Genomic DNA, 26,004 nt, shown 5'->3' on the forward strand with positions numbered 1-26,004 from the left:
TGACTTTTTGTAATCCGATGCGGCCAGAACCGTCGCCCGTCATGGCGTCTCGAGAACGTCCCGCAGGTTAGGCGCGACAACAAAGCCATACATCTCCAGCGCGGCGGCGATCTTTTCGAAACCCTGCTCCCGCGCCCAGAACATCGGCCCGCCGCGCCACGCTGGCCAGCCGTAGCCGTACACCCATGCCACATCGATATCCGACGCACGCTGCGCCTTGCCTTCCAGTAGGAGCAAGGCGCCCTCGTTCACCATGGGAAACAGCGTCCGCGCGAGGATTTCGTCATCGCTGATCGCGCGTTCGGAAGATTTGCGCTTCTTGCGGAATTCCTGCAGGATTTCTGCCACGCGCGGCGAGGGGTGCGGCTTGCGGCGCTCGTCATAGTCATAGAAACCCGCGCCGGTCTTCTGGCCCCAGCGTCCCTCCGCGCAAAGTGCCTCACGGATGGTTTCGACCCGCGCGGGATCGCGGTGCCAGCCGATATCCACTCCCGCGAGGTCCGTCATTTGAAAGGGGCCCATCGGCATTCCGAAATTCCGGTGAACGCAGTCAATCTGCTCGGGCGTGGCACCTTCAAGCAGCAGGTTCATGGCCTCGTTTTGCCTGCAGCGCAGCAGGCGGTTGCCGATGAAGCCTGGAGTCACTCCAGCCACCACGGCGACCTTGCCGATGCGCCGTGCCAACGCCATGGCGGTGACAAGCACATCTGGCGCCGTGCAATTGCCGCGAACCACTTCGAGCAGTTTCATTATATGCGCGGGAGAGAAGAAATGCAGGCCAACCACGTCGCTGGGCCGGGATGTGGTAGCGGCTATCTCATCCAGATCGAGATAGGAGGTATTGGAAGCCAGGATCGCCCCCTCCCGCGCCACGTGATCTAGCCGGGCGAAAATGTCCTTCTTGATGTTCATGTTCTCGAACACGGCCTCGATCACCAGGTCGCATGCGCCGAGTGCATCGAAATCTAACTTCACGTCGAGCAGTGCTAGAGCCTGTTCGGCCTGCCGCGCGGTCATTCGCCCCTTTGCCACATTACTACTGAAGGTATTCGCAATCTGTTCCTGCCCCCGCTTCAACGCATCGGCGGAAGTTTCGAGCAGCGTCACAGCGAGCCCTGCCGAAAGGAAATTGATAGCGATGCCGCTGCCCATCGTGCCGGCACCGATGATGCCGACCCTTTCGACAGAGCGTGCAGCGATATCCGATCCGATACCGTCGATCCGCGCAGCCTGCCGTTCGGCAAAGAAGACATGGCGCTGGGCAGCCGATCGTGGATCGGCCATCAAGCGCATGAACGTGGCGCGTTCGAATGCAAGGCCTTCCGCGAAAGGTAGCTCGGCCGCCTTTTCGATACAGGTGATCGCCATCGTGGATGCATGAAGGCCGGCAATGCGGCGGGCGTGGGTGTGGCGGAATTGCGCGATGGCTTCGGGATCCGGCACGACCCTTTGTTCCGAGACGCGAGGCAAGGGGCGCTGGCGCGCCACGGTCCGCGCAAGACCTAGGGCATGTTCCACTAGCGCGCCATCAGCTGTCACCGCATCGACCAGCCCGATGTCCTTTGCCCGCGCAGCTGACATGGGCTCACCCAGAGCAGCCATCTCCAGCGCCATCGCGATGCCGACTAGACGCGGCAGGCGTTGGGTTCCGCCAGCTCCGGGCACAAGCCCCAGTCTTACTTCCGGAAGGCCGATCTTCGCCGATCTCGTGGCGACACGATAATGACAGGCGAGCGCCAGTTCGCAGCCGCCGCCCAGCGCCGTACCGTGAATCGCGGCGATCACGGGTTTGTGGGCATTATCGATGCAGACCACCAGATCGGACAGCGACGGCGTCTTCATGGGTTTGCCGAACTCTGCAATGTCCGCGCCCGCGAAGAACGTGCGCCCCGCGCAGGCGAAGATAATCGCCTCCACCCCCGGATCATCAAGTCCAAGCGTTAGACCTTCAAGCAGGCCTGCCCGTACTCCGGCGCCCAGGGCATTGACGGGGGGGCTGTCGCAGCTGACGATGAGGACACCGTTATGGGTGGAAACGGTGACGGGACTGGTCATGGGTTTCCTTCGCAAGAGGTCGGGGTGGTCATCAGGTGCGTTCCACGGCCAGCGCGAGACCCTGCCCGACGCCGACGCACAGAGTAGCCAGGCCTAGGCGGCCGCCGGTACGTTCCAACTGACCGAGCAGAGCCATAACAATGCGCGCGCCGCTCATGCCCAGCGGATGCCCCAAAGCGATCGCGCCGCCATTGGCGTTCACATGCGGCGCATCGTCGGGCAAGCCAAGCTGACGCAAGACCGCCAGTGCCTGGCTAGCAAAGGCCTCATTCAGCTCGATCGCGTCGAAATCCTCGATCCGCAGACCCAATCGCTCCAGCAGTCGGCGCGTGGCCGGCACCGGGCCGATCCCCATTATACGCGGTTCAACCCCTGCCGACGCCATGCCAAGAATTCTGGCGCGCGGCACCAGCCCGTGGGCTCGCGCACTCTCTTCACTTGCCAAGATGATGGCGGCGGCACCGTCATTGATACCGGAGGCATTGCCGGCTGTAATCGTTCCTTCCGGTCCCAAGAGCGGTTTGAGCCCGGCGAGCGTTTCAAGCGTGGATCCGGGGCGCGGCCCCTCGTCAGTGGCAATCTCCACCTTTTCGCCGTGCTTTCCTGCCGACGCCAGGACAGGGGTTATTTCCTGCTCCAGAATTCCGGCTTCGCGGGCCGCAACCGCCCTTTGCTGGCTGCGCAAGGCGAAGCTGTCCTGATCGGCGCGCGAAATGGCGAACTCGCTGGCGACAGTCTCGGCCGTGCGCGGCATCGTGTCCGTCCCGTAAAGCGCATTAAGCGCCGGATTGACGAAGCGCCAGCCCATGGTCGTATCTTCGATTTTCTGTGCGCGGTCGAACGCGCCGAGTGCCTTGCCCATCACGAGCGGCGCCCGCGACATACTTTCGACGCCCCCGGCAATTGCTAACGCAATGTCGCCCACGCGGATGGCCCTGGCCGCTGCGCCCACCGCCTCCAGGCCCGACGCACACAGGCGGTTGACCGTAACGCCGGGAACGGAGGCAGGCAGGCCGGCCAACAGCAAGCTCATGCGGGCGACGTTGCGATTATCCTCGCCAGCCTGATTGGCGCACCCATAAAACACGTCATCGATCCGCGCCGGATCAATGGAAGGATTACGGGCCATCAGCGCCTTCAGCGGAACCGCGCCAAGATCATCTGCCCGCACCGTGGCAAGCCCGCCGCCATAGCGCCCGATAGGCGTCCGCACAGCATCACAAAGAAAGGCTTCCGCCATGTCAATTCCTCTCCTGTCGCACCATTTCCAATGGGCGAATAATCACTTCCCGAAGGTCACATCGCCGCTCGTGGCTCAATGCGCCGTCTTGTTCAGCCACCCGACAAGCTGGTCCGCGATGGCATCGCTGTTGCGCTCGAGCATCATCATGTGTCCGTTCCCCCGGATGCCCTTGTCTTCCAATCGCATGAAGGTAACGGGCACGCCCGCCTGCTTCAGAAAGCGCGCAGTGCAGTGGTCATAGGGGGCATGATAGGATGCCTCGCCTACCACTATCAGCACCGGCACCTTTGCAAGGTGTGGAAGCGTGCGAGGGGTATCCTTCTGCAACCAACAGGGCAGGAGGTCGGGCCCGTCCGCCTTTTTCTCCCGCTCGATCCGGATCTCATCCGGCGAAGCGACCGGCGGATCGAAGGTCATATGATCATAGGTCACGCCCCATGGCCGCGCCCTTGTTGCCGGCTCCTTGCCGTCGGCCCCGTCCGGATTGAAGAAGGGCGGCCCATTGGGCTCTATGGCTATCACGGCCTTTACCAGTTCCGGCGCATCGTCGGCGGCTTCCCAGCCGAAAGTACCGGCGCGGGAATGGGTCAGCACCACGGCCGGGCCAATTTTATGCAATAGGTCATTCACGGCCGACCGCACAATGGCGTCGATCTTGTCTGCCGGCCCTTGCACCGACGGCTGCTGGGAAGCCCGAAACTGCTCGAACACCGGATCGCCTGCCCGTCCCGTCCCGGGCCACTGCGTGTGCAGCTTTGTCTGGGGGGCCGATGTTGCGGGATCCGGCGCGGTGAACAGCCGTTCCAGCTGCGCTGCCGTCATCACCGAAGCAGGACCATCTGTCTCGGGATGATAGGGCGAACGTCCCCGCATGGGTTGATCCACGATATAAACGGCATAGCCCGCGCGCAAGAACCGTTCAGCCCAGCCCGACCGCCCATCGGGCGTGGAGAGAAAGCCCGCCCCGCTTTGGTAATTACCATGGACAAGCACGATCGGCGTTTTCCTGGTACGCCGCGCGGGGATCATGTATTCGACGAACATCGACTGAATGCGCACGATCGAACTATCACGTTCCACATCGCGCCCACCTACATAGAAATTCCCGCGCTCGGCCACGAGCGTAGACGTCCCCTTTGCTTCGGCGGGAACCGGGGCAGCGAGCAGAAGCGCACTGGCGAGCGCGGCACCAATGAGGCGCGGCATGAATACTGTCATGGCGTAACCTTTTCATTGTTAGCCGTGCCGGTCAGGGAAAGACCGAAACCGATCGGAAATAGCGGCATGGCACTGTCATGGGGCAGATCGCCCCGCTGGTTCTCTACCGCCGCTTCGGAGGACGGAAGTTCAAAGGGTAGATGGCCCTCCGGCATGACCTTACCGGAAAGCCCGTCAAGCAGAGCTTCGTCACTGGCGCCGAAATCGACGACAAGACCGGATACATGCGGAACGAGCTGCGACAGTATCGCCGGTCGGTCCAGATAGACGACCGCGATGACCGGGATTTTTTCTGCGGCCTCACGCAGGCGGGCATAAACAGGATCATTTCCCTGAAACGCCAGGCTGCCTTCATGCTGACGCGAACCGTAATAGTATTGGGGATGCTCGCCCTTCCAGGGTGCAGCAAGCCTGACAATGCCGAAGTCAGCCTCTTCCGGTCGTTCAACGGGAACCAGGCCATGCGCCCTCGCAACGTCCGCTGCCAGTCCCAGTGACCACACCTTGCGCCCACGCGGCAAAGGCATGTTGGCTGGATCCCGTTTCAAAATGGTAAGCGCGCGCGCCTGCGCTCTCAGGCCTTCGGAACGGAATTGCGATGCGTCTGACAGGCGATCGGCTTCATTCGGATCGACATAGGGATTTTCGAACAAGCCCGTCCGAAACTTCAGCGCCATAATTCGCTCGACGGACCTGTCGATCCGGGCCTCGCTTATGAAGTGTTGCAATACAGCCGATACCAGGGGGCCGCTGTCAGAAACGCCGCCGAACTGGTCCACCCCTGCCGCCACGGCCCGAGCAAAGCGCTCTTCCGCACGCGCATCCTCCTGGCCCCAGGCGGTAGAGAAACCTTCGCGTGTCGGCATGACACCGGCGGGAAAGCCGTTACGGCACAGGTCTCCGCAATCGCGGGTAATGCCCCAATCTGAAAGCACTATGCCCCGAAAGCCGTAACGCTTGCGTAGCAGGTCGGTGATGAGATGCCGGTTGAATGCAGCACCCACGGGCGGGAAGCGCGAATTACTCTCGTTCCCGACGCGCACAATCGAATAGGCGGGCATGACGCCGCTGACCCCTGCGGCAAAGGCGCCCTTGAAAGCATCGGCGTGAATTTTCAGGCTTTGGCGGTCCAGCGTCGCGAAGCGGCCGTAATGGCTGTGCCCGTCATAGCCCTTGTCGGATGCGCCGTAGCCCACCCAATGCTTGACCACCGCAGGTATTCCGCCCGAAGCCAGCCCGCGCGGACCGCCCTGAAAACCACGGACATAGGCCGCTACCATGGCGCGCACCCGCACAGGGTCCTCGCCAAAGGTTCCGTTGATGCGCGGCCATCGCGGTTCGGTCGCCAGATCAGCCTGCGGCGCAAGAACCATGTTGAAGCCTGCCGCGCGATACTCACGTCGCGCGATCGACGCGAAATGCTCCACCAAGGCGGGATCGCCGATAGCGGCAAAGCCGGTGGTTTCGGGCCATTTCGACATGGAAACGGCGGCAACGCTTGCCCCGTCTGTAACCTGAAAATGGCTACGCGGATCGGTGCTAATGGTCAGCGGAATGGCGATGCGTGCGCTTTCCGCCACCGCCTGTGCGGCATTGGCCTGCTGCGCAAGTATGCGCCCGTCAGCAGCCAGCCGCCCAATAAAGCTGGACATCTTGTCTTGGAGCACCAGCGTGCGCAGGGCCTCCATATCGTAGATATTATCCTTCACCGGCAGTGCATCATGCATCATCGCACCTGCCTTCTCGGAAAGGGTCATGCGACGGACCAAATCGTGCGCGCGACGCTCCGGCGGAATGCGCCAATCCTCGAAAGGTGATAGATGACCGTCCCGGTCCAGATCGCGGAACCGCAATCCGTCAATCTTGAGTACCGGTACGCCACCACCCGCGATCTCTGGCTGCGACCGACGATCTGCGCCGGAGGCAGGCCCTACCATCAACATGGTTACCAGTAGGGGTGCCGTAATTCGGAGCACCGTTGCGCGATTAAACGGGACATAGACCGATCGACAAGCCATATCAGTCGTTTGAATCTCCATCGCAAATGGTTCGGCAAAGGTACGCAACCGCTCCTATCGGAAGGAGAAGGTGACGCTGTGATCATATCGTACCGGCCTCAGAGCTCACTCGATAATTTGCTCGAGATGTTTGACTTTTTGTAATGCATAACTAGTCTCGAAGAGACGCTACGCTACCCTTCACCTCAAGTTGGAGATTTGTACTTGCGCCGACTTCCTCCACTCAACCCTCTGAAGGCGTTCGAAGCAGCGGGGCGGCATCTCAGCCTCTCTGCGGCCGCAAGCGAGTTGCACGTGACACCAGCGGCAGTGAGCCGTCAGGTTAAGCTGTTGGAGAATACGACCGGCGTAATCCTGTTCGAGCGTCATCATCGTGCAATCAAGTTGACCCCGATGGGAGAACGTTATTTAAAGGACATTACTCCTGCGTTTGATCTGATCGACAAGGCAACCGCAGGGCTACGCGCAAAGCGGCCGCGCGAAATGCTGAATATCCAAGCTTATACGACCATGGCACTGCGTTGGCTGATTCCGCGCATGCCCAGTTTCCGCAAGCTCTATCCCGGGTTGGACGTGCAGATCACGGCATCGGTTAAGCCGGTCTCGTTCGATATTGAGTCCATCGACGCCGCTGTAAGAGTAGGTAAGGGCGACTGGCCGGAACTGAAGGCCACCCGATTGCTCGGGGTAAGACTTACGCCTGTCTGCGCGCCGGCCCTACTCGAACGACTGGGAGGCAGCTCGTTCGAGGAAGCGTTGCGCCGGGGCGTTCTGCTTCACTCACTTGCTCGAAAAAGGGACTGGTCATTTTGGCTTGAAGCCGCCGGCTGCGAGGTCTCAGATGGCAGTCAGGAACTACGTTTTGAAAATTCAAGCATGGCTTATCAGGCCGCAATAGAAGGCATTGGCTTCGCCATGGCGCAAACTGATTTTGTCGAAGCTGACATCGAACAGGGGCGCTTGGTCGCGCCATCAAATGTCATCGCGGAAACCGATGAGGCCTATTATTTCGTAGTACCCGCAACGCGAACGGAAGAACGCAAAGTAAGGCTGTTTCGCGAGTGGCTGAGCGCCACGTGCGCCCAGTCAGAAACTATCTAAGCGACGCCAAGCAGTACAAAAGAGCAAGGCAAATCACCACAATTGTAAAGTGACCTGCCTGCCATTTTTTTCCTATCAAACCATCAGTACCAAGCCTCCGGAGGCATCAAGATGATGATAGACAAGTCGAAAATGTTCCTGCTTGCCCTTGGTGGGTTGAGCGCTAGTTCTTGTCTTTCCGCGGAAACGCTTGTGCCGCCGAAAGAACGTACGGGATTGTCCAACTCGGTAATTGCCGCCGTGGACTTGCCCAAGGATTTCGACATGTCCAAAGACCGTGAATTACGGATGCGCAAGATTACGCTTGCCCCCGGAGGCGGCCTACCAATGCATGGTCACCTGGAGCGACCTTCGGTTGCCTATATCCTTTCCGGTGCACTGATCGAATTTCGCGACGATGGAAGCGAACCTCGCACTTTGACTGCAGGACAGGCGTATCGTGCGTTCGAAAGCGGCCATGCTTTGTTGAATACCGGGAGCGAACCGGCTGTCTTCATTGAGGTAGATCTGCCTACTGTACGATAGTGACGCGGCGCATTTCATTCTGCGTGGGGGGCACCCGCGATGTGATTGTGATGGCATTGTTGATTTCGGGCTCAGATGCGGTCTTCGGCTCTGTTGCAAAAATTCTGAAGTATGAGAATGGCGTGCCGGAGATGGAACGGAAGGACTGATGCCGGATTCAAGTGGCGGCACTTTGAGGGCGAGGTGATCCTATAGGCGGTTCGTTGATATTGTCGCTATCCGGTCAGCTACCGCGATCTTGAGGAAATACTGGCGGAACGCGGCGTTGAGGTCGATCATACGACGATCTATCGCTGGGTTCAGCGCTATGCGCCAGAAATGGAAAAGCGTCTGTGCTGGCTCTGACGGCGCGGCTTCGATCCGAGTTGGCGCCTGGATGAAACCTACATCAAGGTTTGGGGCGAGTGGATCTACCTGTACGGGGCGGTCGACAAGCGGGGCGACACGATCGATTTCTACCTTTCGCCGACGCGCAGTGCCAAAGCTGCGAACGCTTTCTGGGCAAGGCCCTGCGCCCTGGCCGAAACCATGGAACTGCTCAACCAGCACTTCGTTGCAGCCGGTTGATCGCCGAGAGGCAGAAACCTCCTTCGGCTGCAGTCAATCTTCGCAACAGAGCCGTGCCGCTGAAGGACATGGTTAGCGTAGATCGGCGTTCATTTTTCGCATGCTAAACGCCACCCCGATCAGTTTGCCGTCGCTCTCGCGCTGGATTTCCACCCAGTGATCGCGCGAGGCGCCGCCATGTTCGCGAAGGCCGCACAAGTGAAGCTGGATCCGGTCACCAAGTTCAGCATTGCCGAGATAGAAGATACTGCGCCGACAGGAGGTCGGCAATCCTTCCGTCGTGCGGAACCATGTCCATTCGGCTCGGTCAAGCATCGCCTGGAAGGCAGAGAAGTAGAGGAAATCTGCACCGTTGAAATCCTCGTGCGGAACGGGGTCGAGCGTGACGCTGGCCAGAACGAGGCGATCCGTTCTCGCGAATCCCAGCATCATTTCCCATGCATGGATACGGAAAGGCTTTGTAGTGTGGGCTGCGGGCAGGCGCAGCCGACACGGCAACGCGACACCGCTTCGGGTGGCCGAATTGTTTGCCCCCGCGATCGCCCTGTGCACGAATGCCGAATCCATCGTCAGTTGGGCCAGCGGATGGCCGTCGGCGCTGACCGCGATCGTGCTGCGAAAGCGCGTGCGGCCGATACGCTCGAGCCTCAAGGCGAAATCGATGCGGACATTCTCTCCCACCGCGCCAAGGCCCGCGCCCTGTGCGACCAGATCGATGGATGTGAAGGCGGGGTAGAGCCGCTGACCGTCCGTGCCGCGAAAATCGGGCGAGCTGAGGCCGTAGGCCGCCGACAACGCCAGCCAGTGGCGATGCCCGCAGGCCTTGAACAGCCAGTTCTCGGACAGCCCTGCACGACACAACTGCGGCATTCCGGTGACTACCGGCAGGAGCGATGGCCATGTGAGGGCTTCGGCTGCATCCGCGTCCGTGCCGCTCATGGGCTGTTCGAGAAGGTACATAGGCGGCAAGTTCTTCAGGCGACGGCTGACCGGGAAAGTTCCGACTGCAGCGAAACTGCGATGTGGTCCACGACATGCGCGGCATCGCGCGCGACCCCGGCAAAGCGGCCCGATCCCCAAGTGTAGAGCCAGGGCAGACCGAGGAAATAGAGCCCATCGGCACTGGCCACCCCGCGCTCGTGGCTGGGATAGCCGCGGTCGTCGAATACCGGCGCTTCGATAAAGCCGAAGTCCATGCGAAAGCCGGTGCACCAGATCACCGTCGAGATGTTGGACGCTGCAAGATCAAGTTCGGACGGCTCTTCCTCCGGCGACCAGCAGGGCGTGTACGGAGCGGCCTCGGGCGCATCGATGCCTTCGCGTTCGATATAGGCATCGATCGTTCCACGGATGCGTAGGTAGGTCGCGTCCGCGGCATCGAGGTGGTGGGTGAGGTCGGGCTGGAAGCGCACCACCCCGTCCTCGATACCGGCAAGCATGCCGTATAGCTTCATCCCGCGCAGCGCGAAATCGCGCAGGTCGATCTCGCGCCCGCCGTCACGTCCGGTCAGATAGTGGTTCTCATTCTGGCGGACCTTTTCACTCGACGGGTGCTCGTCGATCGGCATGTCGTAGTGGCCCATCTCCTCCAACCAGTCGGTCGCATCGCGGCCCCGGTACATGCGCGGCGCGCGGGGTGCATCGCCCACGGCCAGGTGCACCTTGCGCCCCGCCAGCATCAGGTCCTCTGCGATCTGGCAGCCCGACTGCCCCGATCCGACGACGAGGATCTCGCCCTCGGGCAGGTCTTGGGGGTTGCGGTAATCGAGCGACTGGATCTGGGTTATGCCATCGGGCAGGCCCTGTCCGGCGCGCGGGATGATCGGCGTGTGGTAACCACTGATGGCAATAACGACATAGTCGGCGGTATAGCTGCCATCGCTGGTCGCCACCGTATAGCCGCCGCCGTCGAGCGGGTGGACCGACCTGACTGCCACGCTTTCGCGGAGCGGTGGGTCCACGAATTCGGCGTAGTTGCGCACGAATTTCACGATATCGTCCTTAAGCATGAAGCCGTGCGGATCCGTGCCGCCGAACTCGCGCCCGTAGCTGTAGCCTGGCAGGTTGCACTGGCGGTTGGGCGTCACGAGGCAGAAACTGTCCCACCGCTCGTTCGCCCAGCTGTGGCCGACACGGTTCTTCTCGAGGACGAGATGATCGATGCCCTGCTGCTTGAGCAGATAGCTGGTCGACAGCCCGGCCTGGCCCGCTCCGACAACGATAACCGGAAGATGAGCGACGGGCGGCGCGGAAAGCGTTTCTTCGGTGGTTCTGGTCATGGCAATTTCCTGGCTGGCAAGGGTTATTGGTCGAAGCCCTCGACGCGGACGGTCGCGTCGGGATCGGAAGCGAATTCGGCGGCGCGCAGTTCGATCTGTTCGATCTGCGCGATGGCGTGGGCGCAGCCCATGCCGAACCGGGCGCGGACGCGGACGTTGGCTTCCTCGAGCGCGGCGCGCGCGACTTGCGTGAACTCTGAAACGGGATAGTCGTGCATCGCGATCAGGCGCTGGGCGACTATCGTGGATGGTGAAAAGCAGGTCGCGAGCTCGCCGTCCGGCCAGCGGACGCGAAACATCATTTCAGGCATGGAAAGTCTCCGGGACGGAATGGCAGCCGATCAGGCGTTCTGCGGCAGACCAGACGAGCGCACGTTCCCCTTGCGAGGTAATCGACACGTCAGGGCTTGCGGTGACGGTGCCGCATGGGGCGCAAGCGACCCCCGCAGCGGCGAAGCGGCCGACAACGGCGGCGACGTTTTCGGGCCGCGCGGTCATGACAAAGCCGAAACTGGGGAAGGCGCTGGCCCAACGATCCCAGTCGATGCCGGCAGGCCGCGGCACAGCGTCGAGGTCGATCGAAAGGCCGACTCGTGATGCTTCAGCTAGCATGATCGCAGTGCCGATGGGGCCGGCCATGCTGATGTCCTTCGCCGCGGTCAGGCGGCCCTGTGCGGCAAGATCGGGCATGACGGGCATGAGTTCGCGCAAGTGCGCGTCGCCGGCGTTGGTGCTGGCATCCCACCAAGGGAACGGTTCGCGGAAGCGACCAGCCATGTCGGTCGCGATCAGCAGGTTATCGCCGGGGCGTGCGCCGAAGCTCGTAACCACCTGCTCCGTTCGGCCCAGGATGGCGACAGCAAGCTGGCCGCCGTTCGCCTTGAGATTTGAATGTCCGCCGACCACCGGAACGCCATAGCGTTGCGCGGCCGCTCGCATGCCTGACAGCATCGGGATTGCGGTGGCCTCGTCCTTGGCCCAGAAGGCGTCGACGACGGCGATCGGCCGCCCGCCCATGGCGAGGATGTCGCTGACGTTGACCATAACGCCGCAATATCCGGCGAACCACGGATCGGCGGCAATGAAGTCCTCGACAAAGCCTTCGATGGCCAGCAGCAGGTGACCTTCGCCATCGGGGATGGCGGCGGCATCGTCACCCACGGGAACCGTGTCGTCGCTGCCGATGCCGAGTGCGGCCATGACGGGCGCGATATCTGCCTTGTGCGACAGGCCGCGGCTGGCGCGGATCTGTGCGGCGAGGTCGACGATGTCGGTCATGCTGCCCGGCGCACTTCGGCCCGCAGCCCGGCAACGCCGTCGGCGATGGGCGGGTAGTGGGCAAGGTCAGCCTGCATCAGTACATGGGGACTGCCGTGCAACTCGATCTGGTCGAGGTGTTGCCACTTCATGCGGCGGAAAAGCAGCTCGTTGCGGGCCTGGACTTGCGCGAAAAAGCGGACGCAACCGCGGGCATGGGCCGTCGATACGGCAAGGCGGATAAGCGCCGGGCCGATCATGCCTACCCTGCGGTGCGAGGCGGTGACCGCAAGGCGCGAGCCCCACCAGATGCCCGGTTCGGGGTTGTGGATGCGTACTGTGCCGATAACCTCGTCAGGCTGTCCGCCGATCATCGAAAGGGCGATGATCGGCAAGGCCTGCTCGTCGATGTCGTCACGGTCGTGAAGCGCGAACAGGCCCTGTTCCTCGCAGAAGACGGCGTGGCGCAGTGCTGCCGCACCGGCAAGTTCCCATTCCTGTGTGGCAAACCGCACGATGTAGTCGGCAGAGAGATAGGGCGGCGGGGCGACAAGCTCCATCACGCCACCTGCCCTGCCGGCTGCTTCAGCTTCTCGAAGGTCGAGAGGGCTGAGCAGGCCCCGCATCGAGCGCAACCAGCCTTGACTTTTTCTGCCGCCAGTCCCCCTTCGGCCAGCATCCGGGCCAGCGGCTCCAGAACCGAGCTCATGAAGGCGGGCGCGGGCGAAGGATGGCTTTCGAGCGGGGTGCCCGAAATCGGTACGAAGGGCACGATGAAGGGATAGACGCCGATATCGATCAGCTCTTGCGAGATCTTGAGCAGCGCTTCGCGCGTGTCGCCAAGACCGGCGAGGATATAGGTGGAGACCTGGCCCCGGCCGAAGACGGGCACGGCGGCGCGGAAGGCTTCCATGTAGCGTTCGATCGGCACGCTGGCCTTGCCGGGCATGATCCGGGCTCGCACTTCGGGGGTCACCACTTCGAGGTGCATGCCGAGCGTGTCGATCCCCGCATCGCGCATCGTCGTGAACCATCCATCGTGGTCTGGCGGTTCGCACTGGGCCTGGATCGGCAGGTCTACCGCGGCGCGAATGGCGCGCGCGCTTTCGACCAGGACCGCGGCACCGCGATCGGGCGTAGGCGGGGTGCCGGTGGTCATCACCATGTGCTTGACGCCATCGAGTTCCACCGCCGCGCGGGCAACTTCGGCAAGCTGGGCCGGGGTCTTTTGCGCGATCGTGCGCCCGGCGGCGAGAGACTGGCCGATCGAGCAGAACTGGCAGGTCTTGGTGCGGCTCTGGTAGCGGATGCAGGTCTGCAGGACCGTAGTGGCGAGCACGTCGCGCCCATGAAGCGTGGCGATCTGCGAATAGGGCACGCCGTCAGCGGTTTCGAGCGCGTAAAACTGGGGCTGCGGGGGAAAGGCGATGGTGCCCAGCGCGCGGCCCTCGCAGGTCAGCGTCGCGTTGCCGTCGGCATCGGGACGGCTGGCTTCGAACGGGCTGTCGAAGGCGGTCGCGGTGTGGACGGGGACCATCACGGTCACGCCGTCGATGGTGATGGCCTTGTGATCCGACGGACCCGCCCCGCCGCGGCGGCTCGACGCACCCGAGCGGGGATCAGCCAGCCGGATTCCGGAGGACTGCAACTGTGCGATCATCGCCGCGGTTGTCGCATCGGTCATCTTTTGGGCCATCCTGGGTCTCCGTGAACGGGTGAGCTTGGGCGCGGTTGAGAGCGGGGAAGGGGCGGTCTTCGATCTGGAGGCGGAGCAGTTCGGGGCGACTGTAGTGACCTACCGAATCCATCATCCGCTTGCGCTTCATCACCAGCGAAAGGTCGCAATCGGCGATGAGCAGGCCTTCGCCCTTTGTCATCGGGGGAACGACATGCTGACCTTCGGGCGAGATGATGGCTGTGTTGCAACCGCCGGCGAGCGCCTTGTGATGCTGGCCGCTCGGATCGATCGCGGTGCGCTGCTCTTCGGTCAGCCAGCCGGTAGCGTTGACGACGAAGCAGGCGCTCTCGGCCGCATGGTGACGGATCGCCGCCTCGATCTGGTCTCGGAACAGCGGGCCGACGAGCGATCCGGGAAACTGGCTGGCGTGGATCTGCTCGCCATCGGCCATCAGTGCATAGCGGGCGAGGGGATTGTAGTGTTCCCAGCAGGCGAGCGCGCCGATGCGGCCTGCAGCGGTGTCGACGGCGCGAAGCCCCGAACCGTCACCCTGACCCCACACCATCCGTTCGTGATAGGTGGGCGTGATCTTGCGCCGCTTGAGCGCTAGCGTGCCGTCGGCATCGAAGATCAATTGCGTGTTGTAGAGCGATCCGCCATCGCGTTCGTTCACGCCGACGACGAGCACCATGGCATGGCGGCGCGCCGCGGCCGAAAGGGCCTGGGTGACCGGACCGGGCACGGTGACGGCCTGGTCGTAGAGTTCGAGGTGCTTCGCGCCCATCCGGTAGGGCGGGTCGATGAAGGAAAAGTACGGATAGTAGGGCAGGAAAGTCTCGGGAAAGACCATGAACTGTACGCCCTTGTCCGCGCCTTCGGCGATGGCGTTGAGCACGCGTTCGAGCGTTCCGCCCGCGCGGTCGAGCACCGGTGCGACCTGCACCGCGGCGACGCGCACGACCCGCTTGTCGTATCCGTTGTCCTCCATCGACCCGGCCTCCTCAAAGGGTCCAGGTGTCGAGGATGAAGGCGTTGTCGCGGCGATGCAGAAGGATGAGGTCGAGCACGTCCTGCGGTGCGATCGGCGTGATACCGGGGATCAGCGAGCCTTCGCCGTGTCCGTAGAGCGCCTGGAGGCCGAAGCGGCAGGCATAGACCTTGCCACCTTCTTTCATGAACTTCTCGATCTGGTTGTTCATCGCTAGGTGGCCGGGGAAGGCTTCGTCGCCGAGCTTGGGGAAGCCTCGTTGCAGGCCGAGGGTGACGCCGGGGCCGTAGAGCAGGACGCTGGTTTCAAAGCCCTTACGCTGCAGGCGGGTCGCCTGGAGCAGGTTGACGAGGCCGATCGAGCCCTCGAACGCGACGGTGTGGAACGTGACGAGCGCCTTCTCGCCGGGCTCGGCCTTGACGTCCTCGAAAACCTTTTCCTCGTAGTCGACGAGGAAGTCGCCGGTCTGGTGGGCGGGGGCGGTAATCTTGGGCATGGATCGGTCCTTTTTGCTGGATCGACCGACTCATTGTCGGCTCCATCAAAAAGTGATTGTAGCGCGATATGTTGTCAATTGACTGTTTTTCTTAAAACATAAAAATGCATTCAATTATCGCCATGTTGCAGGACAATCTGTTATTTTTTCACGATGAATTGAGAATATAGCGGGGAAATTGGGTGGATTGGTCGGTTTTGATGCGAAGACCAAGCGTGCAGGATCATCGCAATTTGTGGCAAAATGGCGCATTGACTGCATTTTGACTGCAGCGTATCGTGCGTCAGGGGAGAAAGCATGTCAGATAAGTGGACGCCCGACATCGAGGCCTTCGGGAAGCCTTATTACCGTGCAATAGCAGAGGCCATCGCCTCCGACGTGCGTGAAGGAAAGCTGCTCATTTCTGAGCGGCTTCCTCCGCAGCGCGAACTGGCCGAGCGGATGGGCATAAACTTCACGACGGTCGCACGCGGCTATGTGGAGGCACAGAAGCGTGGCCTGGTGGAATCGCGGGTCGGGCAGGGCACTTTCGTCGTTGGGCAACCCCGTCGCCGCAAGCCTGCGGCACGTCCCTCGGTTGCCGACCTGACCATGAACCTCGCGCCCGAGCCGGAAAACAGCGAGTTGGTCGACCGTATGCAGTCCGCCATGTTGAAGGCTACGAGGGACCTACCCACGTTGATGCGATACCAAGCGTTCGGTGGCACCTGGGTCCAGCGCGAATCGGCGGTCAGGCTGCTGGCAGAGCGCCGTGTCAATGTCGATCCCGAGCGGCTTGTCATCTGCCCGGGCACGCACATCGCCTTTCACGCCATCCTGCGAAGCCTGACTGCGCCGGGCGACATCCTGTTCTGCGAGGCACTGACCTATCCGGGCATCAAGGCCGTTGCAGGCCAGCTGGGATTGAGGCTCGTGGGCGTTCCGCTCGACGACGAGGGGATCGAGCCCGACGCATTTGAGACTCTGTGTGTGGAACATCGCCCCAAGGTGCTGTACCTCAACCCAACGCTCCTGAACCCGACCACTTCGACGATGCCCGAGGAACGGCGGGTCAAGGTCATCGAAATAGCCCGTCGGCACGACGTCGCGATCATCGAGGACGATGCCTATTCCGCGCTGCTGCGGCGACCACCGCCCGCTTTCGCGCAATTGGCCCCCGACATCACCTACTACGTCGCAAGCCTGTCGAAGTGCGTCGGGGCGGGATTGCGCATCGCCTATCTGGTCGCGCCCGATCAGCGGCGGCTCTGGCCGGTGGCCAACCTCCTGCGGACCTTGGCGGTCATGGCCTCGCCATTGACAACAGCGGTCTCGACGACATGGATCGAGGACGGCACCGCGCGAATGGTGATCGAAGCGATCCGCAAGGAATGCGCCTTTCGCCAACGGCTGGTCGCGGAAATACTGCCGCGGCAGCATGTTCGCTCGCACCCCGAAGCCTTTCATTTGTGGATGGCTCTGCCCGAGCCGTGGCAGCGCGCCGCCTTCGCTGCGAGGATGCGCGCATCCGACATCGGCATTGTTGTAAGCGACGCATTCGTCGTCGGCGATTCTCCGCCGGAGGCCGTGCGCATCTCGCTTGGCGGCGTGCTGAGCCGCGCGGAAGTTCGGACTTCGCTAGAGTTCTTGGCCGACGTTCTCGCTTACGAAACCGACAGTGGGCCGATGTTCGCCTGACCGGCGCAAGGACCGATTTATCGCGACGGAAGGGACCTTGCTCATCGCCGAAGGCCGCGATCCTCAAGCGTTACATTTTGGAAGTTAAAAGGCAGCATTTGTCGGGTGAAGGGCTTTTGTCGTTTGCTAAGCTCAAAGTCGCCCGATCACTTCCTTGATCACTCCGGCTTAACAATACATGAGGGATGAGCCAGATGAATCATATCCGTACATCGGCAGTGGCAATCGCGATCGCTATTGCGACCGGAACCATTAACGCCGCCTATGCCCAAGATGCCGTCGAAGACGATAACTACGAAGCCAGCGGCGACATCATTGTAACTGCGACCCGATCGCAATCACTGGCCTCAAAGACGCCTGTCGCGCTGAGCGCCGTCAGCGGCGAGCAATTGACTGCTGCCGGTATTTCCAACCCTACGACGCTTGCAGAGCAGGTTCCCAACCTCTCGATCGATCGCGCCAACGGACTGCAGATCACGATTCGCGGCGTTTCGAGTTCTGACGGCACCGAAAAGGGCGATCCGTCGGCCGCCTTTATGGTCGACGGTATCTACATCGCCCGTCCGCAGGTTCAGGAAGTAAGCTTCTTCGACATTGCGCGGGTTGAAGTGTTACGCGGTCCGCAGGGAACCCTGTTTGGTCGCAACACCACCGCCGGTTTGGTCAACATCATTGCCAACAAGCCGAGCGTGTCGGGCTTTTCGGGTTCGGTCGACGCGACTTACGGCAATTACGACACGCGCCAGCTGACTGGCGTTGTCAACCTGCCCGTCAGTGACAACATCGCCGTGCGCGCGGCGGCGAACTACGACTATCGTGACAGCACGATGATCGCCGGTCCGGCGTTCGATGCCTCCCTTGATCCCTACAAGAACAACCTGTCGGGTCGTTTGTCGGCTTTGTTCAACTTCGGCAACGGGTCGCTGCTGCTCCGCGGTGATTACTCGCGGATGCGCGGCCAGACCGCAAATATCCTTCCCGTCTCGAACTTCTACTCCAACTACGCGACTTCCGGATCGACCCCGATCTACAACGGTGCGGACAAGAGCGCCGACGACCTTATGACGTTCGGCCTGCCGTTTTCGGGTTCGCTCGATCGCCGGAACAGTACCTGGGGCGTCTTAGGCGACTTCGAGTACGATCTCGGCCCGGTCACGGTGAATTACCTCGGTTCGTATCGCGAATTCGACCGCGACGAGCAGGGCTTCGTCATCGTTCGCAGCGCCGGTACCGCCGCGAACGATTTCGATGGAAGCTATTGGCAGACGAGCCATGAACTCCGCTTTTCTGCCGGCAACGCCGGTCCGCTGAAGGTGCAGGCCGGGGTTTATTATTTCAAGGAAAAGTCGGCCATCGGGTATTACATCTTCGGCTTCACGTCACCCACGCCGGGGACCAGGGGCTATACCCGCGGCTTCCCGCAGGATCCGACTATCGCCGAATCGAAGGCGCTGTTCGGACAGGCGACTTACAGCCTGACCGACACGCTTCGGGTCACTGGCGGCGTTCGCTATTCGCATGATGAAAAGTCGCGCGTCGGCTTCTCGGTCACCTGTCAGACCCCCGCGTGCGACCAGGCGGGCGACACGCTGGCCCCAAACAATGCGCAGGGGACGTTCTCGAAGGTTACTTGGCGCGCAGGCCTCGATTATGACCTCGACAGTCGTTCATTGCTCTATGCGGTCGTCTCGACTGGTTACAAGGCCGGTGGCTTCAACGACGGTTGCGAAGTGGGTACCGCCCCCGGTTGCGCCCAGACACGCGACGCGCTCTACTACCAGCCTGAAGAGCTGACCGCGTACGAGGTGGGTCTCAAGACCCGCTTTGCCGACAACCGGGTCCGCCTCAACCTTTCGGCTTTCCACTACGACTATACCAACATCCAGCTCAGCCAGCTGACCCAGCTTTGCGGGGGGCCTTGCCGCGTAACTACCAACGCCGGAAAGGCGAAAGTCGACGGTGTCGAAGCGGAGTCCGTCATCGAACCTTATGACGGAGGTAAACTAGATCTTAGCGTCGCCTGGCTCGATGCGCGCTTTACCGAGTTCCTGCTTACCCCGACCGACGACTGGGCTGGCCGAGCGCTCGACCGTTCGCCCGAATGGGTTGTCGCGGCCGGATATACACATCAGATCAATCTTGCGAATGGCGGCAATATCCAGCTCGGTGCTCGCACGCGGGTTTCGGACAGTTATCAGATCGCCGCGCTCGGCACGGCCAATCAGTTCCGCGTTCCGTCCTATACCAAGACGGACGTGCAAGTCGCCTACAACGCACCGGACAATCGCTGGTATCTTCAGGCCTTTGCCAAAAACCTGGAAAACAGCATCGTGGTGACGTCGGCGTCGACCGGATCGTTTGCCTATATCACCGTTGCCGACCCACGGACGTACGGAGTGCGCGCGGGGATCAAATTCTAGTTTCTCCCTCCCACCCTCAAATGGCGGGTACGACATTCCTGTCGTGCCCGCCATTTTTTTGTTCGTTTGCACTGTGAGGTTGGGGAGAGGGGCAAGGGGAAGGCTCTGATGATGTGACCGCCCCCCGACGGCATCTCTGTGCCAAGGTGGGTCTGCAACGATCCACAAAGGAGAGCGGTCATGTTAGAGATTATCACGGTCGGACTCGATCTGGCAAAGCACGTGTTTCAGGTACATGGGGCTGACGGCGCGGGCCGAGCGGTTCTGCGCAAAAGGCTGAGGAGAGACCAGGTGCTGGCGTTTTTCGGTCAGCTGCCGCGCTGCGTCGTCGCCATGGAAGCCTGTGGCGGCGCCCATTTCTGGGGCCGCGAGATCGGCAAGGTGGGCCATGAGGTGCGGCTCATCCCGCCTGCTTACGTGAAGCCTTTCGTCAAGTTATGCTCACCTCGCCATAATATGACTAATCACGAGGTTCCCATAATGCGGAGGAACGCGGCCTGATTGGCGGATTTTCACCGTTTTTGGATCGGCTTGCTTCGCATTATTTGGAGCCGAACCTCTGCGGGTCAATCGACCAGCAGAGGAGCCGCCAATGTCGGATAACCATCATGAACTAATCGCCGCACTCAAGTCGTCGCTTATCGGTCAGCGATACAGCCCGGTGGTGGTGAGGAACTACTGCGCCTACGCGTCTGGATTTCTCGATTATCTGGGGCAGCGGGGCATCACGGTCGCGGACGTGATCGACTTGCATGTGGAACAATATCTGCGGCACGCAATCGTCCAGTTCGAAAAGCAGCGTGGTCGAGGTCCCAGCGCGCGCTGGCACGAGGTCCCACGCTCCGGAATTCACGCACTGTTGCGGCTTGTTCACGGCCAATGGCCGCCAGCCATCAAGCCAGCCTGCGAGGCCGATGAGGTCCGATTTTCAATCTGCGCCGAATACGAAATCTGGCTGCGTGAGGAACGCGGGTTGGCTTGTTCCAGCGTTGCAGCGCTGATGTGGGAAGCCCGGAACTTCCTTGCCTGGCAGATCGATCATGGGCTCGACGGTTTGGCGGTTCTGAGCGTGACTGACATTGACCACTACATGGATTTGCGCGCGCCGAAATTGAGGCGCTGCTCGCTGAAGTCTGTCGCAGAGCGGCTTCGCGCGTTACTGCGCTACCTCCATGTCACAGGTCGCGTTACGACGGATCTGTCCGGGCATGTCCTGGCACCGACGCTTTATGCATATGAAGGCGTACCTTCGGTCCTGGACCGCGGGCAGATCATCGCCGTGCTGGAGAGTGCCGAGAAGGACAAGTCACCGGCAGGGTTACGGGACCATGCGATCCTGCAACTCCTCGCTGCCTATGGTCTGCGGTCAGGTGTAAGCTGACGTTCCAGAGAGCGCAGCGGAACGGCGAGAGTTGGTCGGCATGAGAAACGCTAAGTGTGGCGAGAATCTCTGCGGATTGGCCGCCAGCGCGGACCTTTTCACGGCTAACCGTCGTAATTCGATGATGTCCAATCTTCCCGACCATGCCGGACGCGTAGAATGATGACCTCGCCCTCATTTCCTACATCATAAATCACCAGGTGGGCCTTGTAGGGATGCACGCGAACTGGCGGCGAGATTTCCTCTCGCAAGCGCGCGGCATGGGGATAGTCTGCGAGAAACGCGAAAATCGCACTCAGCCCTTCGTGATAACCGTCAGCCTGCGGCAAGCCAAACTGCTCGATGCCTTCCAGAAAAATGGCTGTCAGATCGTCGGCTGCGGCGCGTGTTAAGTGAAAACGTGGCACAGTCAGGCTTGCAGTACCCATCCGGTGAGCCCCGCCTTGTCCGGTTAGTGAACGACCGGTCTTAAGAGCGCTCGTATGAGCGAGCTTAGGAGCGCAGCATGGGGCAGATCACGGTAATGACGGGGCCGGAGCGGCGGCGTCGGTGGCGGGACGAGGAACGGTTCCAGATCTTGGCCGAGGCTTTCGCGCCGGGCGCATGTGTCGCGGACGTAGCCCGGCGGCGGGACGTCTCGACCAGCCTGATCTACACCTGGCGGCGTAATCTGCGACGCGAACAGGCCGAAGGGGCATCCCTTCCGATGGTGGAGGCAACCTTTGCCCAGGCGGTCCTCGCCAAGGATGAGAAGGTGGACGGCTGTGATCGCTGTCCCGTGATCACCGTCGAACTGGGCGAAGGCCGGAGCGTTCGCATTTCGGCCGGAGCGCCCGCCGCACTGGTCAGCGCGACCTTGAAGGCGCTGCGGTGATACTAACGGGCGCGCGGGTGTGGATCGCCATGGGGCACACGGACATGCGCAAAGGGATGCAGGGGCTGGCCTTGCAGGTCCAGCAGGGCCTGAAGCGCGACCCACACGGGGGCGACCTGTTCGTGTTTCGCGGACGGACGGGATCGCTGATCAAGATCATCTGGCACGACGGTATCGGCATATCCCTTCATTCCAAGCGGCTCGAGAAGGGACGCTTCGTGTGGCCCTCGGCGAAGGACGGGATCGTCTCGCTGACCAACGCGCAATTGTCCTGCCTGCTGGAGGGGATCGACTAGCGTAACCCGCAGTATTCCTGGCGCCCGCAGAGCGCCGGATAGGCCGGCCACTTTCTTCGCCTTCCGGCGCATTTTCGGCTTCAATGCTGCGCCGATCTGTGATTCCATGCTCGTCATGGACACCGCCGCATCGCCCCTCCCGGACGACGCCGAAGCGCTCAAGGCGCTGCTGTCCGCCGCGCTCGAACGCGCCGATGATGCCGAAGCGCGCCTCGCCAATGCCATGGCCCGCGAGAGCGCGACCGAGGCGATGATCGCCCACCTCAAGCTGCAAATCGCCAAGCTGCGCCGCGAGCAATATGGCGCCAGCGCCGAGCGCAGCCGTCGGCTTCTCGACCAGCTTGAGCTTCAGCTGGAAGACCTCGAGGCCGATGCCTGCGAGGATGATCTGGCCGCCGAAGTTGCCGCCGCCAGGACAGCCCATGTCGCCGCCTTCGCGCGCAAGCGGCCGAGCCGCAAGCCGTTCCCCGAACATCTCCCGCGCGAGCGCGTCGTCATTCCCGCGCCGTGTTCGTGCCCGTCCTGCGGCGGCGCGCGCCTGTCGAAGCTCGGCGAGGATGTGACCGAGACGCTCGAAGTGATCCCGCGCCAGTGGAAGGTGATCCAGACGGTGCGCGAGAAGTTTTCGTGCCGGGATTGCGAGGAGATCACGCAGCCCCCGGCGCCGTTCCATGTGGTACCGCGCGGATGGGCTGGGCCCAGTTTCCTCGCCATGCTGCTGTTCGAGAAGTATGGCCAGCACCAGCCCCTTAACCGCCAGGCCGAGCGCTTTGCCCGCGAAGGCGTGGCACTCAGCACTTCGACGCTGGCCGATCAGGTAGGCGCGGCGGCCTTCGCGCTGATGCCGCTCTACCGACGGATCGAGGCCCATGTCCTGGCTGCACGGCGTTTGCATGGCGACGATACGACCGTGCCGGTCCTTGCCAAGGGCAAGACCGATACCGCGCGGCTCTGGGTCTACGTTCGCGATGACCGGCCCTTTGCCGGCAGCGATCCGCCCGCAGCCCTGTTCCACTATTCCCGCGACCGGCGCGGCGAGCATCCTCGGGCGCATCTGGCGTCCTGGGCAGGGCTTCTGCAGGCCGATGCTTATGGCGGCTACAACGAGCTCTACGCGCCCGGCCGTCAGCCTGCGCCCGTGATCGAGGCCGGCTGCTTCGCACACGCACGGCGCAAGTTCTTTGAACTCGCCGACGTCGAGGCCGCCGCGCGCCGGAAGAGCCGCGGTGAGCGCACCGGCATGATCTATCCGATCGCGCTGGAAGCCGTGCAGCGCCTCGATGCCCTGTTCGAGATCGAGCGTGGCATCAGTGGCAAGGCAGCAGCGGAACGCCTCGCCGTCCGGCAGGACCGCAGCGCCCCGCTGATCGCGGATCTGCACGCCTGGCTCGCCGCCCAGCTCGCGAAGCTCTCGCGCAGCCACGATCTGGCCAAGGCGATAAACTACATGCTCCGACGCTGGGATGCCTTCACGAGGTTCCTCGGCGATGGTCGGATCTGCATCACCAACAACGCCGCCGAACGGGCACTGCGCTGCGTTGCCGAAGCGTGTTTCATTATGCACTCCATATTCAAGTATCTGTAAACATTGGAAGCATATCCGCGTCAACAACGCGACACGGGCGACCCTTTCGGGCCATCGCAGATTTTACCGCTTCCGACATCAGATCGGCGGAGCGGATTTGATGCGGCGCGCGCGGTACGACCTGCACCGCCGGAAGCACGCCGGTTTTGATGAGAAGTCTTACCGTATGGCTTGAGGTGCCAAGCGCTTTGGCCGCCTCAGTCATGGTGAGCCATTCGCCGTCTTTCACCGCAGACCGGTAGGCATCGATCCCTCGCACGCGCCGAACAGAGTAGACCCGGTGCGCCGTCCAGGTTTTGCCCTGGCCTGTAGGCAAGCCCATCCGATTGAGCGTCGCGGCGATATGCTCGTCGGACCAACGGCCCGCCATGCTGCGCATCACCTCCAGCGCATCCTCCGCTGTTGCACAACCGTGCTCGCCGGCTTTCGGCTTGCGAACCCGCAGTTCCGAGTGCTGACCGCCCCGCCAATGGATTGTGAGCACGACGTCACGCACGGCATCATCGACATCGACGACGATGTCGGCGATCAATGTGCGTAGCAGTTGCTGGCGAGCGCGCATCGTCACATCCGGAGCGTTCCACGCCGCCGACAGGTTTTCCGCCAGATTGGCGAACGCACCCTGATCGACCTCGATGGTTGACGGGTTTTCTGCGGGCTGGCGCGCCTCCAGATCACGGATGCGCCGCAATGCGGTTTCCCAGTTTTTCTCCAGCTGCGCCGCTATCAGGCGATTATCGGGATCACAGGCAGCGTAGCGGCGCTCGGCAAGGCGGGCCTCGTAACGCGCCTGCTGGAGTTCCAGGTCGAGAATCTGGCGCTGCTCTTCTTGTCGTTCCCTGTGCATCCGCTCCGCCTCTAACGCGGCCTCGATCGCCAAGGGTTCTACCGCGCGTAGCAGTTCGCGCGCAACTGCTGCATCCACCCGTGGACCGCCGAAGGTCATGCATCGGGGCAAGCCCATCATCAGGTTTGGTTTGTCGCAGCGATACACCGGTCGGCTCTGCGGGTTTCCGGTATAGGTGACCGTCAGTCGCCGTCCACACCGTCGGCACGTCATGATGCCCGAGAGTAGCGCTCGGCCTCCTCGGCCGGATTTCACACCGCCGGCGCTGCCATAGTTGTTGAGTGCCAGCTGCTTCTGGTTGCGCTCGTATTCTTCCCAGCTGATGTACCCCTCATGGTGATCCTTGATGAAGACTTCCCAGGTCCCCACCGGCTTGCCGTGCCCGTAGCTCCGCCGGGCTCGCCCATCGACAATGGAGGTTCGCTTCTCGCTTTTTCCGTAAACGTAAACGCCTGCGTAGAAGGGGTTTTTGAGAACGGCGATGACGTTGCGATAGCGGATCGGCAACCATGTGAAGCTGGTCATGCGGCCTTCGTCCGACGGTCGCGGGAAGTGGATTTGATCGGCCTTCATCGACAACAGCACCTGACGCGCACTGCCCAGCTCTCGGAAGCGCGCAAAGATGAGCCTGATTACCTCTTGCAGGCGTAGATCGGGATCGAGGTCCAAGCCCGCTTCGCGGTGCCAAATGTAGCCGAACGGGACAGACAAGCGCAATTCGCCGCGGCGCGCCTTCGACTTTGCTGCATCGAGCATTCGCGTCCTGAGAACGCCGAGCTCGAACTCGCTGATGCTCCCCTTCATTCCCAGGAGCAGGCGGTCGTTGGGCTGGCAAGGATTGTACACGCCATCATGATCGATGACACGGGCTTCAACGAGCCCGCACAGTTCCAGCAGATGGTGCCAGTCGCGACCATTTCGCGCGAGCCTGGACGCATCAAGGCACAACACGGCACCCACCTTGCCCGCGCACAACGATGCGACCAAACGATCGAAGCCGGGCCGCGCAACGGTTCCGCTCGCGGATCGTCCGAGATCATCGTCGATGACTTCGATATCGGTGAAGCCGTGCTGACGCGCAACGTCGACGAGGTCGTATTGCCGTCGCTGGCTTTCCAGGTTGGCCATGACCTGGGATTGTGTCGATTGACGCACATAGACGACGGCCTTGCGCTTCAGCAGCTGCGCCGGGATCAGATTAGCGTCGGTCATCGCCGAACTCCTCGACGACGAGGCCGGCGGCCTGCATCAGGATTTGAGCGAGCGTGATTACGGCCTTCGCCCGTTCCGCATCGTTCATCCCGTCCACCCTGCGGGGCTCGAATATCAGGCTCATCTGTCTGCCCGAGGCCGGTGCGGGCCTGTCGTGCTTGTTCATCGACTTCCTCCCATGCGACTCCATCATCGCGTTGGGAGTTTGGTGAAGCAGCCACCGCGGTGACCAGCCCGTTCAGCTCGGTCAGCGCCGCGACATCAACTTGGGGCGGGCCGATTCTCAT

Annotated in this window: 22 protein-coding genes and 3 pseudogenes; 10 read left to right on the forward strand and 15 right to left on the reverse strand. The window is 62.0% G+C overall.

The features are described 5' to 3' along the window. Positions 1–39 precede the first annotated feature (39 nt). The 4 genes from PP1Y_RS04665 to PP1Y_RS04680 form a co-directional block, all read right to left on the reverse strand. Positions 40–2,055 carry a 3-hydroxyacyl-CoA dehydrogenase NAD-binding domain-containing protein gene (locus PP1Y_RS04665; protein ID WP_013836935.1) on the reverse strand — a complete coding sequence of 672 codons (2,016 nt, stop codon included), beginning with the start codon at positions 2,053–2,055 and terminating at the stop codon, positions 40–42. 31 nt (positions 2,056–2,086) lie between these two features. Continuing rightward, a complete protein-coding gene (gene pcaF / locus PP1Y_RS04670; protein WP_013836936.1) occupies positions 2,087–3,295 on the reverse strand; it encodes a 3-oxoadipyl-CoA thiolase in 1,209 nt (402 codons plus the stop codon). Positions 3,296–3,370: 75 nt separating this feature from the next. Then, positions 3,371–4,516: an alpha/beta hydrolase gene (locus PP1Y_RS04675; RefSeq protein ID WP_051009954.1), complete on the reverse strand. Its 1,146-nt coding sequence runs from the start codon at positions 4,514–4,516 to the stop codon at positions 3,371–3,373. Beyond that, complete coding sequence (locus tag PP1Y_RS04680) at positions 4,513–6,582, reverse strand: glycoside hydrolase family 3 N-terminal domain-containing protein (RefSeq protein WP_232512256.1); 2,070 nt, start codon at positions 6,580–6,582, stop codon at positions 4,513–4,515. Before PP1Y_RS04680 ends, PP1Y_RS04675 begins: the two co-directional genes overlap by 4 nt. A 156-nt stretch (positions 6,583–6,738) precedes the next feature. On the opposite strand from PP1Y_RS04680, the gene gcvA reads away from it, so the two are divergent. From gcvA to PP1Y_RS25230, 3 genes and pseudogenes are all read left to right on the forward strand, one after another. Beyond that, positions 6,739–7,635, forward strand: coding sequence for a transcriptional regulator GcvA (gene gcvA / locus PP1Y_RS04685; protein ID WP_013836940.1), 897 nt, complete (start codon positions 6,739–6,741; stop codon positions 7,633–7,635). 111 nt (positions 7,636–7,746) lie between these two features. Beyond that, a complete protein-coding gene (locus tag PP1Y_RS04690) occupies positions 7,747–8,160 on the forward strand; it encodes a cupin domain-containing protein (RefSeq protein WP_148274840.1) in 414 nt (137 codons plus the stop codon). 117 nt (positions 8,161–8,277) lie between these two features. Beyond that, positions 8,278–8,675, forward strand: a pseudogene (locus PP1Y_RS25230) (IS6 family transposase); the annotation flags it as partial. Between the two features lie 124 nt (positions 8,676–8,799). Here PP1Y_RS25230 and PP1Y_RS04695 read toward each other — a convergent pair. The 8 genes from PP1Y_RS04695 to PP1Y_RS04730 are packed head-to-tail and all read right to left on the reverse strand — an operon-like array spanning position 8,800 to position 15,425. Further along, positions 8,800–9,687 carry a Pnap_2097 family protein gene (locus tag PP1Y_RS04695; RefSeq protein WP_051009956.1) on the reverse strand — a complete coding sequence of 296 codons (888 nt, stop codon included), beginning with the start codon at positions 9,685–9,687 and terminating at the stop codon, positions 8,800–8,802. Between the two features lie 14 nt (positions 9,688–9,701). Continuing rightward, positions 9,702–11,006, reverse strand: coding sequence for an MSMEG_0569 family flavin-dependent oxidoreductase (locus PP1Y_RS04700; protein ID WP_013836945.1), 1,305 nt, complete (start codon positions 11,004–11,006; stop codon positions 9,702–9,704). A 23-nt stretch (positions 11,007–11,029) separates the two neighbouring features. Beyond that, positions 11,030–11,317, reverse strand: coding sequence for an MSMEG_0570 family nitrogen starvation response protein (locus PP1Y_RS04705; RefSeq protein ID WP_041558385.1), 288 nt, complete (start codon positions 11,315–11,317; stop codon positions 11,030–11,032). Continuing rightward, entirely contained in the window at positions 11,310–12,284 is a 975-nt protein-coding gene (locus PP1Y_RS04710) for a sll0787 family AIR synthase-like protein (RefSeq protein WP_013836946.1), read from the reverse strand. The genes PP1Y_RS04705 and PP1Y_RS04710 overlap by 8 nt, the downstream gene beginning before the upstream one ends. Continuing rightward, positions 12,281–12,823: an MSMEG_0567/Sll0786 family nitrogen starvation N-acetyltransferase gene (locus PP1Y_RS04715; protein WP_013836947.1), complete on the reverse strand. Its 543-nt coding sequence runs from the start codon at positions 12,821–12,823 to the stop codon at positions 12,281–12,283. The genes PP1Y_RS04710 and PP1Y_RS04715 overlap by 4 nt, the downstream gene beginning before the upstream one ends. Then, positions 12,823–13,959 carry an MSMEG_0568 family radical SAM protein gene (locus PP1Y_RS04720; RefSeq protein WP_232512258.1) on the reverse strand — a complete coding sequence of 379 codons (1,137 nt, stop codon included), beginning with the start codon at positions 13,957–13,959 and terminating at the stop codon, positions 12,823–12,825. Before PP1Y_RS04720 ends, PP1Y_RS04715 begins: the two co-directional genes overlap by 1 nt. Continuing rightward, complete coding sequence (locus PP1Y_RS04725; RefSeq protein ID WP_013836949.1) at positions 13,883–14,929, reverse strand: Nit6803 family nitrilase; 1,047 nt, start codon at positions 14,927–14,929, stop codon at positions 13,883–13,885. The genes PP1Y_RS04720 and PP1Y_RS04725 overlap by 77 nt, the downstream gene beginning before the upstream one ends. 13 nt (positions 14,930–14,942) lie before the next feature. Next, complete coding sequence (locus PP1Y_RS04730) at positions 14,943–15,425, reverse strand: MSMEG_0572/Sll0783 family nitrogen starvation response protein (RefSeq protein WP_013836950.1); 483 nt, start codon at positions 15,423–15,425, stop codon at positions 14,943–14,945. 297 nt (positions 15,426–15,722) lie between these two features. Between PP1Y_RS04730 and PP1Y_RS04735 the strand changes: the two genes are divergently transcribed. From PP1Y_RS04735 to PP1Y_RS04750, 4 genes and pseudogenes are all read left to right on the forward strand, one after another. Further along, a complete protein-coding gene (locus tag PP1Y_RS04735) occupies positions 15,723–17,102 on the forward strand; it encodes a PLP-dependent aminotransferase family protein (protein ID WP_013836951.1) in 1,380 nt (459 codons plus the stop codon). Positions 17,103–17,296: 194 nt separating this feature from the next. Further along, complete coding sequence (locus tag PP1Y_RS04740; RefSeq protein ID WP_013836952.1) at positions 17,297–19,522, forward strand: TonB-dependent receptor; 2,226 nt, start codon at positions 17,297–17,299, stop codon at positions 19,520–19,522. Positions 19,523–19,702: 180 nt separating this feature from the next. Next, positions 19,703–19,957 (forward strand): annotated as a pseudogene (locus tag PP1Y_RS04745) (IS110 family transposase); the annotation flags it as partial. A 157-nt stretch (positions 19,958–20,114) separates the two neighbouring features. Continuing rightward, positions 20,115–20,903 carry an integrase gene (locus tag PP1Y_RS04750; protein WP_013836953.1) on the forward strand — a complete coding sequence of 263 codons (789 nt, stop codon included), beginning with the start codon at positions 20,115–20,117 and terminating at the stop codon, positions 20,901–20,903. Between the two features lie 104 nt (positions 20,904–21,007). Here PP1Y_RS04750 and PP1Y_RS25235 read toward each other — a convergent pair whose 3' ends face one another. Beyond that, entirely contained in the window at positions 21,008–21,331 is a 324-nt protein-coding gene (locus tag PP1Y_RS25235) for a type II toxin-antitoxin system RelE/ParE family toxin (RefSeq protein ID WP_013836954.1), read from the reverse strand. A gap of 77 nt (positions 21,332–21,408) precedes the next feature. Here PP1Y_RS25235 and PP1Y_RS04755 point away from each other — a divergent pair, with 77 nt between their 5' ends. From PP1Y_RS04755 to PP1Y_RS04765, 3 genes and pseudogenes are all read left to right on the forward strand, one after another. Continuing rightward, entirely contained in the window at positions 21,409–21,777 is a 369-nt protein-coding gene (locus tag PP1Y_RS04755) for a transposase (RefSeq protein WP_041558388.1), read from the forward strand. Between the two features lie 29 nt (positions 21,778–21,806). Beyond that, complete coding sequence (gene tnpB, locus PP1Y_RS04760) at positions 21,807–22,073, forward strand: IS66 family insertion sequence element accessory protein TnpB (RefSeq protein WP_065762387.1); 267 nt, start codon at positions 21,807–21,809, stop codon at positions 22,071–22,073. A gap of 115 nt (positions 22,074–22,188) precedes the next feature. Next, positions 22,189–23,616: pseudogene (locus tag PP1Y_RS04765) on the forward strand (IS66 family transposase); the annotation flags it as partial. A gap of 28 nt (positions 23,617–23,644) precedes the next feature. Here the strand turns inward: PP1Y_RS04765 and PP1Y_RS04770 are convergent. Beyond that, positions 23,645–25,717: a recombinase family protein gene (locus PP1Y_RS04770; RefSeq protein ID WP_013833473.1), complete on the reverse strand. Its 2,073-nt coding sequence runs from the start codon at positions 25,715–25,717 to the stop codon at positions 23,645–23,647. Further along, positions 25,704–25,883 carry a hypothetical protein gene (locus PP1Y_RS04775; protein ID WP_013833472.1) on the reverse strand — a complete coding sequence of 60 codons (180 nt, stop codon included), beginning with the start codon at positions 25,881–25,883 and terminating at the stop codon, positions 25,704–25,706. Before PP1Y_RS04775 ends, PP1Y_RS04770 begins: the two co-directional genes overlap by 14 nt. Positions 25,884–26,004: the final 121 nt, after the last annotated feature.

Source organism: Novosphingobium sp. PP1Y (genome assembly GCF_000253255.1).
In the GTDB taxonomy this organism is placed as follows: Bacteria; Pseudomonadota; Alphaproteobacteria; order Sphingomonadales; family Sphingomonadaceae; genus Novosphingobium.

Bases quoted from the DNA above. Each gene is read 5' to 3' on its own strand.
- PP1Y_RS04665 (WP_013836935.1), bottom strand. From the start codon at position 2,055: ATGACCAGTCCCGTCACCGTTTCCACCCATAACGGTGTCCTCATCGTC.
- pcaF (WP_013836936.1), bottom strand. From the start codon at position 3,295: ATGGCGGAAGCCTTTCTTTGTGATGCTGTGCGGACGCCTATCGGGCGC.
- PP1Y_RS04675 (WP_051009954.1), bottom strand. From the start codon at position 4,516: ATGACAGTATTCATGCCGCGCCTCATTGGTGCCGCGCTCGCCAGTGCG.
- PP1Y_RS04690 (WP_148274840.1), top strand. From the start codon at position 7,747: ATGATGATAGACAAGTCGAAAATGTTCCTGCTTGCCCTTGGTGGGTTG.
- PP1Y_RS04695 (WP_051009956.1), bottom strand. From the start codon at position 9,687: ATGTACCTTCTCGAACAGCCCATGAGCGGCACGGACGCGGATGCAGCC.
- PP1Y_RS04700 (WP_013836945.1), bottom strand. From the start codon at position 11,006: ATGACCAGAACCACCGAAGAAACGCTTTCCGCGCCGCCCGTCGCTCAT.
- PP1Y_RS04705 (WP_041558385.1), bottom strand. From the start codon at position 11,317: ATGCCTGAAATGATGTTTCGCGTCCGCTGGCCGGACGGCGAGCTCGCG.
- PP1Y_RS04710 (WP_013836946.1), bottom strand. From the start codon at position 12,284: ATGACCGACATCGTCGACCTCGCCGCACAGATCCGCGCCAGCCGCGGC.
- PP1Y_RS04715 (WP_013836947.1), bottom strand. From the start codon at position 12,823: ATGGAGCTTGTCGCCCCGCCGCCCTATCTCTCTGCCGACTACATCGTG.
- PP1Y_RS04720 (WP_232512258.1), bottom strand. From the start codon at position 13,959: ATGGCCCAAAAGATGACCGATGCGACAACCGCGGCGATGATCGCACAG.
- PP1Y_RS04725 (WP_013836949.1), bottom strand. From the start codon at position 14,929: ATGGAGGACAACGGATACGACAAGCGGGTCGTGCGCGTCGCCGCGGTG.
- PP1Y_RS04730 (WP_013836950.1), bottom strand. From the start codon at position 15,425: ATGCCCAAGATTACCGCCCCCGCCCACCAGACCGGCGACTTCCTCGTC.
- PP1Y_RS04735 (WP_013836951.1), top strand. From the start codon at position 15,723: ATGTCAGATAAGTGGACGCCCGACATCGAGGCCTTCGGGAAGCCTTAT.
- PP1Y_RS04740 (WP_013836952.1), top strand. From the start codon at position 17,297: ATGAATCATATCCGTACATCGGCAGTGGCAATCGCGATCGCTATTGCG.
- PP1Y_RS04750 (WP_013836953.1), top strand. From the start codon at position 20,115: ATGTCGGATAACCATCATGAACTAATCGCCGCACTCAAGTCGTCGCTT.
- PP1Y_RS25235 (WP_013836954.1), bottom strand. From the start codon at position 21,331: ATGGGTACTGCAAGCCTGACTGTGCCACGTTTTCACTTAACACGCGCC.
- PP1Y_RS04755 (WP_041558388.1), top strand. From the start codon at position 21,409: ATGGGGCAGATCACGGTAATGACGGGGCCGGAGCGGCGGCGTCGGTGG.
- tnpB (WP_065762387.1), top strand. From the start codon at position 21,807: ATGGGGCACACGGACATGCGCAAAGGGATGCAGGGGCTGGCCTTGCAG.
- PP1Y_RS04770 (WP_013833473.1), bottom strand. From the start codon at position 25,717: ATGACCGACGCTAATCTGATCCCGGCGCAGCTGCTGAAGCGCAAGGCC.
- PP1Y_RS04775 (WP_013833472.1), bottom strand. From the start codon at position 25,883: ATGAACAAGCACGACAGGCCCGCACCGGCCTCGGGCAGACAGATGAGC.